The sequence below is a fragment of the Halorhabdus utahensis DSM 12940 genome, from assembly GCF_000023945.1.
GTDB lineage: Archaea > Halobacteriota > Halobacteria > Halobacteriales > Haloarculaceae > Halorhabdus > Halorhabdus utahensis.
In genome coordinates this window covers 455,558-467,487 of the sequence record NC_013158.1, presented here as the reverse complement: position 1 = coordinate 467,487, position 11,930 = coordinate 455,558, and the positions used below count along the sequence as shown (strand labels likewise).

Genomic DNA, 11,930 nt, shown 5'->3' with positions numbered 1-11,930 from the left:
TTCTGAAGCAGTGGTCTCGTCACACAGTACTTCTCCGCCGGTTACTCGACAGTTACACTCTTGGCCAGGTTCCGCGGCTTGTCGATGGCTCGGTCGAGCTTTGCTGCGGCATGATAGGCCACGAGCTGGAGTTGGACGTTCGCCAGGATCGGGACCAGGTCAGGGTGGGTCGCAGGAACAGTGAGCGTCTCGTCGGCGGTGTCGATGATGTCGGACATCGATCTGGGTGCGACCGCGATGACTGGCGCACCCCGGGTTTGGACCTCCCGAATTGCACTTTCCAGCTTGCTCGCGTCACGGCCCGTACAGACCACAAACACCGGCGTGTCTGCGGTGACGAGTGCCAGGGGACCGTGCTTCAACTCGCCCGCGGGGAATCCTTCCGCGTGTTCGTAGGTAATCTCCTTGAACTTGAGCGCCGCTTCGAGCGCGACGGGAACGCCGTTGCCGCGCCCGATGAAGAAGTGGCCGTCACTGAGATACTGATCGGCGACGGCTGGCGCCTGTGAAGTGTCGAGTCCCGTCTGGACGAACGAGGGCAGTGATCTGAGGCTTTCGAGCCGGTCGAGATGCCCGTCGAGTAACTCCCCAGTGACGTCTTCGATCAGGCGATTGGCGACCAATAGTAGCGTCGCCACCTGCGAAGAGAAGGTTTTGGTTGCGGCGACGCCGATCTCCGGACCCGCCCTGATCAATAGTGCGTCGTCGCTTTCACGGGCGGCCGTCGAACCGACGACGTTCGTGATCGCGAGCGTCCGGGCGCCGTGCTCTTTCGCGACACGTAACGCTTCGAGGGTATCCGCTGTCTCACCGCTTTGCGTGACGGCGATGACGAGCGTGTCCTCGTCGATCGGCGGCGGGTAGACCGCATACTCGCTCGCCAGATGAGTCGTCGCGGGAACCCCTCCTTCCGAAAGGAGGTGGCTGCCGTACAGTCCTGCGTGATACGATGTCCCGCAGGCAACGAACTGGACGGTACTGACGTCCGTGAACGAACCCGGTGGAAATGATTCGAGTGAGACACTCTCCTCGCGAATGCGCCCCTCCAGCGTCTGGCGGAGTGACGTCGGCTGTTCCTGGATCTCCTTGAGCATATAGTGATCGTACCCGCCTTTCTCGGCTGCTTCGGGTTCCCAGTCGACGGTCTCGACCGACCGATCGACCGGTTTGCCAGCCTGGTCAGTGACGTGATGGCCCGAGGGACCCACGACAGCGACGTCACCATCTTCGAGATAGATGACTCGATCGGTGTATTCGATGAACGCCGGGACGTCACTCGCAAGGTACTGCGTCCGATCGCCGAGGCCGACAACCAGCGGTGAACCGTGACGGGTGGCGAACACTCGTTGCTCGCCGCTGACGATCATCGCGACCGCGTAACTGCCATCGAGCTCCCTGACCGCACCACGGAATGCGGCTTCGATGTCTTCGCCGGCCTCCAGACGTTCGCTCACGAGATGTGGGATGACTTCAGTATCGGTGTCGCTGGTGAACTCGTGACCACGAGACTGGAGTTCCGTCCGGAGGGCTTCGTGGTTGTCGATGATACCGTTGTGGACGACGGCGATCGACCCCGTACAGTCCGTGTGAGGATGGGCGTTTTCGTCCGAGGGCGAACCGTGCGTACTCCATCGTGTGTGACCGATTCCGACCCCGCCATCGAAGGTATCGCTACTGATCCCCGCTCGGAGGTCCCCGACGGTGCCTTCGCTCTTGTTGATCGTGAGTCCTGATTCGTCCGAGAGTGCGATTCCGGCTGAATCATATCCTCGATATTCAAGGTTTTCGAGACAGGTGAGGAGTGTGTCGGCAGCGTCGGTTGGCCCAACCTGTGCGGTGATTCCGCACATTATGTACGCCTCCCACTGGCGTCCCATCCTGCCAACCCATTGCGGTTCCACTCTGCTGGTTTCTGTTTGGGCTGTCGCCGTGTGCAGTGAACTGGCTTGCTGCTAGCCGGAAGGCGTTCGTTCGCCCTCACTTCCCGCGCTGGGCTCATGGTCGGCTGTGAAATCATATTCGGGGAGAACCACGGTTGGGTCTTTGTTATGCACGCGTTGGGATCTGAATCGCCGAGTAATCCAATGATACTCTGTTTGCTGGCACACTCTATGTGCCTGCTTGAGCGTGTCTCCGGTCGTTGTCGATGATACCTGCTCGACTAACTGTTGCCGAGAATCCAGAAACCACTCAGGCATCCAAGACGACCGGGTAGAGAGTGTCAATCAAGTTGTCCGGCGATAACGTCCTCTATTACAATATAGCTGGGAGCGTATTTCCAAACCGGGATCGCACCGATGCTAGGTATCTGGCATCGGTCGATGCCCGGAGAACGCACCCGACTTCCACCCACAGGGTCACGGGCGGCTCAGGAAACGGGCACCTGGCAGTGTATCCGTCCACTCTGGCGTTCCGCTGACCCTTTTATATATGGGCCATCGACGTGGGTGATCCCGGCAGCAATCCTTCGCCGTTCTGGCAACAAATAATATCATCAATAGATACATTTATGTGTCCCCCGTCACATGCTTCTCAGGAAGGGGGAAGGGGGGTCACAGTCGGCAGCGTCGGATATCCCATCCGCTTAGCCGACTCTGACGTTCTCCGTTAGGAATGAGTAACCAAACGAAATACTCGCATACAAGCGAACGCACTGACGGTGGAACGGTCACTTCGAGACGCCGAGTTCCGGTTGTACATCGCTTACGACAGCGTCTCCGACAGCAGAAGACAGACGTGAGTCGACTTTCGTCAGGTTCTGAACGGGCGAGGGAATCCTCCCTCGGCCTGGATCAGATATTTGGCGTCTTGAAGAATCAGCGACGGCGCCACGTCCTCGAATATCTCACGACCACGGACGATTCGGTTCGGCTGGGGACGTTGGCCGAACAGATCGCTGGCTGGGAAAACGACAAAGATGTTGCTCGGATCACGTCACAGGAGCGAAAGCGGGTCTACGTCGGACTCTATCAGTGCCATCTGCCGAAGATGGACGACATGGACGTGATTTCATTCAACAAGTCACGGGGGATCGTTGACCATGGAGAGCATTACGAACTTGTCAAGGAGTATCTCCCGGCGGACGACCAGATTTACGACGATTCCGATCACCTCGGATGGGGAGACATCTGGCCACTATCTCTACTCATGTTGGCTCTTGTCCCGTCGCTTGGCATCCTCGAATGGCTGGTATCGGGGCAGGTACTGGATCCCATCACCATCGTTCTCTCCAGTACAATGCTTCTGATCGCGGCGTTGTATACCGCTCGATAGCGCCGACATCGACCGAGTCAGCGATGGCAGTCTTCGGCTTGACGACCCAACAGCTGTATGACAGAACCGATCTGTCGTCGGCGAGCAGTTGGCTCATCTAGTACGTTGCACATTCAGGATGGCTTTTTGCACGAGCTGTAATCACATCCCCCGGGGAGGTGGCCACGTCACCGTTTGCATCAACAACGGATGATTCGCAATCGCGACGGTTACAGTGTGGGATATCCGCGATTACCCTGTGTTATTCCGGCCATAACTATACTTGCTCCTTCCCGATCCACCTGTATGCAACCTGACTGGTGCGACATTCCAGGGTAACCGCTAGTGACAATGAGTGCAAGTGACCAAGAGGGGCTGACGCCCGACGATGTCTTCGATATACTCAGCAACCATCGCCGACGGATGGTGCTTTATTTCCTCCGTCAGAACGGTGATTCGGTGACGGTCAATGACCTCGCCGAACAGATCGCGGCGAGAGAAAACGAGGTTCCAATCGAGGAGCTGACAAGCCAGCGGCGCAAGCGCGTCTACGTCTCATTGTACCAAACCCATCTGCCAAAAATGGCAGATATGAACGTAATCGAGTACGACTCCGACGAGGGAATGGTCCAGCAGACGGACCGCACTTGGAGTGTCGATCAGTTCCTTACCACCAACGATCAGGCGCCGTATCCATGGCTTTTCCATTATGCCGTCCTGGCCATCCTCAGCGCCGGGCTTATGGTCTCCTCGCTGACCAACGTCCCCGTCCTCGGTGACATTCCGATCATCTTGGTCAGCTTCAGCACGTTGTTTGTTTTCGTGGTGTCTGGTTCGATTCAGTATTGGGTATACCGACAGCGACAGGCTGAGATTCCGTTCGAACTGATCGAGTACAACCAATGATACAACGGGGTGTATGTCTGCTATGCCCACCCGGCCCAAGACAGTTGAATCCTGCTGTGATTCTTCCGAACGGAGTGTTTCAGATGTATTCTGACACCCGAACGACACGAGTAAGCGCTATATACCTGAGTAGGCAGTGAGCATAGTTGGGATGAAACGAGCCCCGATCTGCTTGTATCCGAACGGCGGTCGGGGACAGCCAGAAACGAGATACGCATGATTCGCGCTCAACACCGCTGTATTCGAATATACAATCGAACGGACTACGACAAGGTGTTTCAATGACTTCCGACTGGGACGAGATTGGCTACGTCGTCAGCTCGAAATACCGGGTCAAAGTGCTGCAGCGTTTGTCGGAGTCACCGGCTCCCCCTTCGACGATCGCCGAAGACACGGGCTGTGCCGTATCCCACATCTCACGGGCGCTTCAGGATCTCAGAGACCGGAACCTCGTTGAGCTACTGGTGCCGGAATCACGAAAAAAGGGACGCATCTACGGTATGACAGACCGTGGGCAGGATGTCTGGGAGATCATCCGCGAACAGGACCTGGTATGAGCGGTGTGTGATTGCCGGGAAGGCAAGCCAACAGGTGCGACGCCAGTTTGTTCCTGTACTCACCTATCAGTGGTGAGTTGGTGACTGGCGACAGATTTGCTGTTTTCCGCTATCTGTGCAGTGATTTCTGATCGAGTCAGTCGTCACTTTCCGGCAACAGCATTTCGGGATCGCGCTCGTATTTTGGCATCGATGCGAACTCGCTGATGCGTTGCATGTCACTTTCTGTGAGGGAACTATCCATACACTACCCGAACGGTTTCAGGACTGTTTAGTATACGTATCATATGGCCGGGCAAACACTCTTTCCAGGCACTGAGTGACACGTCGGTACCAGCGCAAGACCGCCGACAACGTCACACTCGCGGTTCACCAGAGGACTGAAACCGGCCGAACGGCTGGTAGCTGTAACGTAACACGGACACGCAGCTCCTAACTAACGGCTAAGCGCGAGAGGTACTTCGTGATGCGAGACAGTAAGCCACGGGGAATGAACCGGCGGGACGTACTACGGAAGATCGGTATCGGCGCGGCGGTGGGTGTGGGCGGAGTCAGCGCGATGGCCGGCAATGCCACGGCGTGGGAACGTCAGGACGTCTGCTTTACCGGCTGTTCGCTGGCCTGGATTGTTGTCAACGAGGATGATGTCACCTACGAACCACCGACTGTGGCGCGGGTCGTCGTGGGGCTCCACGATGGATCGACTGAATGTCGGGACATCGAGTTCACCCCCGAGAACACGTTCCAGGTTCCGGGGAAGTTCGGTGACGCGCGGGTGCGAAAAGTGTTCGCGGGCCTCGGTGAGAAGATACTCGGTGTCATCATGTACAATTACCGCGAGGACAGGTTCTCTTCAGCGTCGTGCATCTTCACCAACGAGCACTGGTGTGCGAAGACGCCATGGACGCCATCGTTGGACGACGCGTCGTGCGTCCAGGAAGCCAGAGAGATCGGCGGGTACGATTGTGAGACACTCTGTGATGACGACGATCACAAACTGTTGGGACTCGGCAAGGGACCGGGGCACGATCCAAAGACAGGCCTCCCGGAGAAATGGGTCAAACAAGAAGGCTCCAGTAGCAAGCACCGCTGAAACGTGGGTGCGCGTGCACGTTTTTGGGAATCCCGTGTACTAACGGCGTCTAGCTCCCTACAAACAGTCTTTAACGCGCCTGAATCCCCGTTTTCCGAGCCACGGCCTCAGTCGTCTTGGGCCTGTAACTTCCCCATGTATTCCTCGAACGCGGCCCAGTAAGGGTCCTTGCCGGGGTGATCGACGGCTTGCCCGTCGACGGTCAATCCCGATCCTTCGACAACCCTGCCGGCGTCGGCAGCGGGGATCCCCTCGGATTTCAGTGCCGAGAGTACGTCACTGGCTCCGTCGGGGTCGACCGTCGCCAGTAGCGTCCCCTCGCTGATCGAGATCCAGGGGTCGATGTCGAAAAAGTCACAGGCGGCCTCGACGCCGGGTTGAACCGGGATCCGGTCGCGTTCGATCTCGAAACCGACGTCGGCCGAACGGGCCATCTCGAAGAGTCCACCGTAGACACCGCCCTCGGTGGCGTCGTGCATCGCGGTTACCGGTCCGGCCGCTGAGGCGACCATCGCCTCTTGAATCGGACTCATGTCGTAGAACCGATCCTTGGCAGCCTGAATCTCGTCGGCCGGCACCTCGCCGTCCATCAGGGAGTCGAAGTGGACGGAGAGGAGGCCTGTCGCCTCGATCGCCGGTCCTTTGGTGACGATCACCCGGTCGCCGGGACGTGCTCCATCTGGCGTGACCAGATCGTCAAAGTCACCAGTCGCCACCGTCGTTGCGCCGCCGACCATCGGGTAGTTACACCCGGCGTAGCGGCCGGTGTGACCTGTGACGATCGAAGCCCCTAGCTCCGCTGCTTCCTGGTCGAACGTCTCCCAGACGGTTTCGAACTGCTCGTCAGTGATCTCGGGCGGCAGGTTGAAATCGACGCTCAGGTAGGCCGGATCCAGCCCAGAGACGGCGACGTCCGAAAAGAGGATGTGGAACGCGAACCACGCCGCACGTTCGAAGCCAGCCGCGGGCACGATGAATACCGGATCGGTCGCCATCGCCAGTGCCTGACCGCCCACGTCGGCGACGCCGAAGTCGACGCCGTGCTGGGGTTGCAGGCGCACGTCGTCGCGGTCGGCCCCCAGCCGTGGGTAGATGTATTCGTCGAAGAATTCGCGGTCGGCCTTGCCGAGTTCAGGCTCACTCATACACCGGGTGGTACTTTCGGGTGGTACTTAGACTCCTCGTCATCGCTCCGCGGATCGACCAGCCCGAACTGACGGGTGGACACTGGCTGGGGGCTCCCGATGCACTTCCGGGGTAGGCTTTTGCTCGTGGCTCCCTAATCAGTAGTAGCAATGGCTCAGACGGACAGCACCGGCGATGGGGAGCCAGCCTCCCTTGCCGAACCAGCCGAGGGCGAGGGCGTTCGGTGTACTGCGTGTGCCCATCGGTGTACGCTCTCGCCCGGGCAGCGCGGTATCTGTGACGTGCGAAAGAACGTCGATGGCGAGTTACGGCTGTTGACCTACGGCAACGTCCACGACCCGAGCCCTGGCCCGCCGGGGACTGCCGATCCGATCGAGAAGAAACCGCTGTATCACTTTCACCCGACGACGCGGGTGTTGAGCTTCGGCGGGGCATCCTGTAATTTTGCGTGTCAATTCTGCCAGAATCACCATATCGCCTTCGCCGAGCCGGAAGACGTGCCGCTTCGCGACGTCAGTCCCGCCGAGGCGACGGCGAGTGCGACCAAACAGGACTGTGCGGGCGTGGCCTGGACGTACAACGAACCGACGATCTACGCCGAATACGTCCGGGACGCGGCTCGCGAGGCCAGGCAGGCGGGTCTCTATACGGCGATCGTCACGAATGGTTACTTCACTGAGGAGTTCGTCACGGAGGTGGCTCCGCATCTCGATGCCGCCAACGTCGACATCAAGGGGTTCCGTGACAGGGCTCACGTCGAGTACATGGGCGCGAGGGTCGAGCCGACGCTCCGTGGGGCTGAATCGCTCTATGAGACGGACACCCACTTGGAGATTACGTACCTTACCATTCCGGATCTCAACGACGACCCCGCGGAGATCCGGGCGTTCGCCGAATGGGTGCGTGCGGATCTCGATCGGTCGGTTCCGGTGCATTTCACTCGGTTCCATCCGGATCACAATATGCGCGATCGTCCCGCGACGCCTGTCGACACGCTCGAACGGGCCGCGGCGATCGCTCGTGACGTGGGCCTGGAGTTTGTCTACGTCGGCAACGTCCCGGGGCACGCCGACAACGACACGCGCTGTCCGGACTGTGGGGCCACCTGGATCAGGCGCAATGGGTTTCGAACCAGTATCGAAGCTGATCTCGATGGCAAGTGTGAGTGCGGACGCGACATCGACGTCGTCGTTTGAGAACGATGCTACCGGAGTGACTTAAATATCCAATTTGGCAATCTCGTTGCTGAGCAACTCGCCGGATTCGATGAACTGCTCGCGTTCATTCTCGTCGAGGTCGAGATCGACGACCCGCCGGATACCGCCCCGATTCACGACGGCGGGCAGACTCAGGTAGACGTCTTCGAGTCCGTACTGGCCGTCCATCAGTGTCGAGACGGTCAGGATCGAGTTCTCGTCGCGGATGATACTCTCGACGATCTCTGTCGTCGCCAGTCCGATCGCGTAGTATGTTGCCCCTTTGCGTTCGATGATCTCGTAGGCCGCGCCCTGTACTTCGTCGGCGATCAGATCACGGTTGTTGAGATCGCAGTCCTTGTCACACACGGGACAGTAGTCGTCGAAGGGGACACCGGCCATGTGGGTCGCACTCCAGACGAGCACCTCGCTGTCGCCGTGCTCGCCGATGACGTAGGCGTGGATGTTCCGCGCGTCGACGTTGCAGTTCTTGCTGAGGACGTTCCGGAATCGGGAGGTGTCCAGTACCGTCCCGGTGCCGATGACTCGATGCCAGGGGAGATCGGACACTTTCCAGGTGACATATGATAGGACATCGACAGGATTGGCGACGACGAGAACGACGGCGTCATCGGCGAGCCCGTCGGTGATGCGGGGCACCATGTCGTGGAAGATGTCGACGTTCCGTTCGAGCAGTTCGAGCCGGGTCTCGCCGGGTTTCTGACTTGCGCCGGCCGCAATGATCACGACATCTGCATCGTGTGCATCCTCGTAATCACCGGCGTAGATGTTGACCGGCTTGACGAAGGCAGCGCCGTGACGCAGGTCCATGGCTTCACCTTCGGCTTTCTCGTGGTCGATGTCGACGAGGGCGATCTCGGAGACCGAGCCACTCATCATGAGCGCATAGGCGGTCGTCGCGCCGACGTCGCCCGCCCCGATGATCGCAACTTTTCCCTTGACTGCTTGGTCCGGCATGGTGATCTGGTCACGGGTTATTGACAGACGGGGATAAAGATTCGGAGCCATGTCGAGTCAGTTAGTGGACAACCGTCAATGGCATGTCAAACGTTAACACCCGTTCGTCCGGAGAAGCCATCAAGTAGCTGCCGTCCGGAGTCACTGTTGAGGGATGTCCCGTGACGCGATCTACCTACATCTGTGACGGCTGCGGGGCGACGCTGGACAACGAGAAGGACCTACAGAAGGACGATGGCACCACGAGACCGACCTGGCGGTGCAGTCGGTGCCAGACGACGGTGCCGTCGGTCGTCGCCGAGCGGATCAGCCATCAGTCCCAGCGTCCCCGCAAGTAAACCGGTCGCGTCGCCCGACAACTTATCCACTGTCGGCCCCGAATTCATTCATGCGCGTACTGGTCACTGGCGCGACGGGATTTGTCGGGAGCGAACTCGTGCCCGCGCTCCGCGAAGCGGGCCACGACGTCGTCGCGATGACGCGAGACGCGAGTACGTACGCTCCCCCCGACGGCGTCGATGTCATCGAGGGTGATTTGCTCGAACCCGAGTCGCTGTCGCTGCCCGATGGGATCGACGCTGCCTACTACCTCGTTCACTCACTGGAGACTGGCGACTCGTTCGCGGACCGTGACCGCCGGGCCGCGGAGAACTTCGTGGAGGCCGCCGATGCAGCTGACGTCGACCGTACCATCTATCTCGGCGGACTCGGCGAGGCCGGCGACGAACTCTCCGAACACCTCAAGTCACGCCAGGAAGTCGAGGCTGTCCTCGACAGCGGTGACGTCGACCTCACGACGTTGCGAGCGGCGATCATCGTCGGCGACGGCAGTGCGAGTTTCCGGATGGTGCGCCAACTCGTTGACCGATTGCCGGTTATGATCGCACCCCGGTGGCTCCACACCGAGTGCCAACCCATCGCAATCGACGACGTGGTCGCGTACCTGGTTGGCGTGCTCGAACGGCCCGAAACGGCGGGAAACACCTACGAGATCGGTGGTCCGGAGATATTGACCTACCGGGACATGCTCGAGAAGACCGCGGCGATCCTCGGCAAGCGCCGGTACATCATCCCGGTACCCGTTCTGACGCCGCGACTGTCCTCCTATTGGGTGGAGTTCGTCACTGACGTCCCGAAGGCAATCTCCCGGCCACTCATCCTGGGACTGAAAAACCCCGTCGTCGTCACCGATGCCAGCATCGAGGAGATTATCACTCTCGACAAAACCTCCTTCGAGGACGCCGTCCGGCGGGCGTTCGCCAGTGAGTCAGGCGAATGACGCCCCGGCAACCGGACGGCCGGGACGTGAGTGATCCCCGGAGCAACCAGCGGTGGGTGTACGAGAGCATCGTCGGATCGATCCCCGGTGTTTCACTCTCCAGGGGTGCTGCGCTGGTGCTCCAGCTCGTGATTTTCGAGGCCGGCGTGGTGGCGCTGGCGGCTGGGTACGGGCGCTGGGGCAGTCTGCCGGCCGGGACAGTGGCTGTGGTCGTCGCCTCGGCCGGGAGTGTCTTCATGCTGACTATCGGGCGGCGGACGCGTCGGCTCGATGTTCCCGAACAATACACGCACACACTGTTCGGCACTGGGATCGAGATCGTCCTCGGGTTGGTCGCCTTTTTCGCCCTCGTCACGTATCTGTTCGTGCTCGATCCCGGATCGGGCGGGGAGACGGTACTCACCGGCTTGCTCGGTGAGCCACTCCCGGCACCAGCGGTGTTTTTCACGCTCGTGGTTCTCTGGGACGTTTGCTATCGTATCGGCACGGGTTGGTGGGCGAGCCTGATCGGGCTCTGGCGGAGTCTGTGGTTGTCCGAAGCGCTTGACCGGGAAACGGTCGACGAACTCCGACGGATCGACGCGATCACGATCGGCTTCGCCTGGATCCAACTCTCGCTGGTCCCGTTCGTTGTGGGCCATCCGATCCTTGTGGCAGCGGTCGTCGGCCACGTCGTTGCGATTACACTCGTCTCCGGTGCCTCGATCCTTGTGTTGCACCGGATGAGGTGAAACCGAATCAATCCGTCGTCGTCACCACTGTCTGTTTCTCCTCGGAGCCCTCGGTGAGTGCTTCGGCCAGGGCAAATACCGCCGACCGATGTTGCTCTTTGCCACGATGGATTGCGGCTTCGTCCGTGCCCAGCGACTCGTATTTCGAGAGATCAAGCGACCGACTGTCCTCCTGCTCGCAGTACCGGCGCACCTCCGCGAGGAGGCCATGCAGGTGAACGAGTTCCTGTTTTCGCATAGAATATTCTGATATTCTGTCCAGTAGACTGTATCTGTTAAGCCTGGCACGCCAGGGATTTCTTATAGCTGTACGGCTCGACATTGTATCCGATCGGTGGCCGCCAGAACTCTTCTCCGATCAGCTGAAACGATCCTTACGTCGCGCTTTCGAGCAGCGCCACGACATCCTCGGCTGGTTGGAAGCCGTCGGCGACGCGCTCGACTGGTTCGCCGTTCCGGAACACGACCAATAGGGGCACGCTTCGCACGTCGAAGCGTTCGACCAGCGGCGGATCGTCGCGCGGGTTGATCGTCCCGACCACGGCGTCGCTGTCTTGGGCGACGATCCCCAGGATCGGCTCCATTGACGCACAGACCCCACAACCGTCGGTGTAGAATTCGACGAGAACGGTATCGTATGTTTCGATGAGGGCGTCGAGATCGGTCGCGTCCGTAAGCGCGACCGGACGCTCGGGCGGATCTGTGGCGTCATACTGACTGGCGGCTGTCATTGTCTTCTTTCAGGCCTGGAGGTTCAAAGACCACTCGATATTGTCTGGTTAGAACAAGACC

Annotated in this window: 13 protein-coding genes; 8 read left to right on the top strand and 5 right to left on the bottom strand. The window is 59.7% G+C overall.

Annotated elements, in window-relative coordinates:
* Positions 1–41: 41 nt before the first annotated feature.
* Positions 42–1,850, bottom strand: coding sequence for a glutamine--fructose-6-phosphate transaminase (isomerizing) (gene glmS, locus HUTA_RS02320; RefSeq protein WP_015788239.1), 1,809 nt, complete (start codon positions 1,848–1,850; stop codon positions 42–44).
* Positions 1,851–2,736: 886 nt separating this feature from the next.
* Between glmS and HUTA_RS02315 the strand changes: the two genes are divergently transcribed.
* The 4 genes from HUTA_RS02315 to HUTA_RS02300 all read left to right on the top strand — a co-directional run bounded on the left by HUTA_RS02315 (position 2,737) and on the right by HUTA_RS02300 (position 5,808).
* On the top strand, positions 2,737–3,273 hold the full coding sequence (locus HUTA_RS02315) for a DUF7344 domain-containing protein (RefSeq protein WP_015788238.1): 537 nt from the start codon (positions 2,737–2,739) through the stop codon (positions 3,271–3,273).
* A 330-nt stretch (positions 3,274–3,603) separates the two neighbouring features.
* Positions 3,604–4,158: a DUF7344 domain-containing protein gene (locus tag HUTA_RS02310; RefSeq protein ID WP_015788237.1), complete on the top strand. Its 555-nt coding sequence runs from the start codon at positions 3,604–3,606 to the stop codon at positions 4,156–4,158.
* A 281-nt stretch (positions 4,159–4,439) separates the two neighbouring features.
* Positions 4,440–4,715, top strand: coding sequence for an ArsR family transcriptional regulator (locus tag HUTA_RS02305; protein WP_015788236.1), 276 nt, complete (start codon positions 4,440–4,442; stop codon positions 4,713–4,715).
* Between the two features lie 466 nt (positions 4,716–5,181).
* A complete protein-coding gene (locus tag HUTA_RS02300) occupies positions 5,182–5,808 on the top strand; it encodes a twin-arginine translocation signal domain-containing protein (protein WP_143920316.1) in 627 nt (208 codons plus the stop codon).
* A 107-nt stretch (positions 5,809–5,915) separates the two neighbouring features.
* Here HUTA_RS02300 and HUTA_RS02295 read toward each other — a convergent pair whose 3' ends face one another.
* Positions 5,916–6,953 (bottom strand): AIR synthase family protein, encoded by a 1,038-nt coding sequence (locus tag HUTA_RS02295; protein ID WP_015788233.1) that lies wholly within the window; start codon positions 6,951–6,953, stop codon positions 5,916–5,918.
* A gap of 150 nt (positions 6,954–7,103) precedes the next feature.
* Between HUTA_RS02295 and amrS the strand changes: the two genes are divergently transcribed.
* A complete protein-coding gene (gene amrS / locus HUTA_RS02290; RefSeq protein ID WP_015788232.1) occupies positions 7,104–8,150 on the top strand; it encodes an AmmeMemoRadiSam system radical SAM enzyme in 1,047 nt (348 codons plus the stop codon).
* A gap of 21 nt (positions 8,151–8,171) precedes the next feature.
* On the opposite strand, the gene HUTA_RS02285 is transcribed toward amrS, so the two are convergent.
* Entirely contained in the window at positions 8,172–9,128 is a 957-nt protein-coding gene (locus tag HUTA_RS02285; protein WP_049941152.1) for an L-lactate dehydrogenase, read from the bottom strand.
* Positions 9,129–9,289: 161 nt separating this feature from the next.
* Here HUTA_RS02285 and HUTA_RS15480 point away from each other — a divergent pair, with 161 nt between their 5' ends.
* From HUTA_RS15480 to HUTA_RS02275, 3 genes are read left to right on the top strand one after another with little or no spacing between them, the layout of a single operon-like run.
* The gene (locus HUTA_RS15480) at positions 9,290–9,466 is read left to right on the top strand and encodes a hypothetical protein (protein ID WP_169304879.1); all 177 of its coding nucleotides are present in this window, start codon (positions 9,290–9,292) and stop codon (positions 9,464–9,466) included.
* Positions 9,467–9,516: 50 nt separating this feature from the next.
* On the top strand, positions 9,517–10,407 hold the full coding sequence (locus HUTA_RS02280; protein WP_012795526.1) for an NAD(P)H-binding protein: 891 nt from the start codon (positions 9,517–9,519) through the stop codon (positions 10,405–10,407).
* On the top strand, positions 10,404–11,138 hold the full coding sequence (locus tag HUTA_RS02275) for a DUF7530 family protein (protein WP_012795525.1): 735 nt from the start codon (positions 10,404–10,406) through the stop codon (positions 11,136–11,138). The genes HUTA_RS02280 and HUTA_RS02275 overlap by 4 nt, the downstream gene beginning before the upstream one ends.
* 7 nt (positions 11,139–11,145) lie before the next feature.
* On the opposite strand, the gene HUTA_RS02270 is transcribed toward HUTA_RS02275, so the two are convergent.
* Positions 11,146–11,376 (bottom strand): UPF0058 family protein, encoded by a 231-nt coding sequence (locus HUTA_RS02270; RefSeq protein ID WP_012795524.1) that lies wholly within the window; start codon positions 11,374–11,376, stop codon positions 11,146–11,148.
* Positions 11,377–11,512: 136 nt separating this feature from the next.
* A complete protein-coding gene (locus tag HUTA_RS02265) occupies positions 11,513–11,869 on the bottom strand; it encodes a thioredoxin family protein (RefSeq protein ID WP_012795523.1) in 357 nt (118 codons plus the stop codon).
* Between the last annotated feature and the right edge of the window lie 61 nt (positions 11,870–11,930).

Excerpts from the sequence above, each read along its gene's own strand:
- HUTA_RS02305 (WP_015788236.1), top strand. The coding sequence starts at position 4,440 with ATGACTTCCGACTGGGACGAGATTGGCTACGTCGTCAGCTCGAAATAC.
- HUTA_RS02300 (WP_143920316.1), top strand. The coding sequence starts at position 5,182 with ATGCGAGACAGTAAGCCACGGGGAATGAACCGGCGGGACGTACTACGG.
- HUTA_RS02280 (WP_012795526.1), top strand. The coding sequence starts at position 9,517 with ATGCGCGTACTGGTCACTGGCGCGACGGGATTTGTCGGGAGCGAACTC.
- HUTA_RS02310 (WP_015788237.1), top strand. The coding sequence starts at position 3,604 with ATGAGTGCAAGTGACCAAGAGGGGCTGACGCCCGACGATGTCTTCGAT.
- HUTA_RS02275 (WP_012795525.1), top strand. The coding sequence starts at position 10,404 with ATGACGCCCCGGCAACCGGACGGCCGGGACGTGAGTGATCCCCGGAGC.
- HUTA_RS02265 (WP_012795523.1), bottom strand. The coding sequence starts at position 11,869 with ATGACAGCCGCCAGTCAGTATGACGCCACAGATCCGCCCGAGCGTCCG.
- glmS (WP_015788239.1), bottom strand. The coding sequence starts at position 1,850 with ATGTGCGGAATCACCGCACAGGTTGGGCCAACCGACGCTGCCGACACA.
- amrS (WP_015788232.1), top strand. The coding sequence starts at position 7,104 with ATGGCTCAGACGGACAGCACCGGCGATGGGGAGCCAGCCTCCCTTGCC.
- HUTA_RS02285 (WP_049941152.1), bottom strand. The coding sequence starts at position 9,128 with ATGCCGGACCAAGCAGTCAAGGGAAAAGTTGCGATCATCGGGGCGGGC.
- HUTA_RS02270 (WP_012795524.1), bottom strand. The coding sequence starts at position 11,376 with ATGCGAAAACAGGAACTCGTTCACCTGCATGGCCTCCTCGCGGAGGTG.
- HUTA_RS02295 (WP_015788233.1), bottom strand. The coding sequence starts at position 6,953 with ATGAGTGAGCCTGAACTCGGCAAGGCCGACCGCGAATTCTTCGACGAA.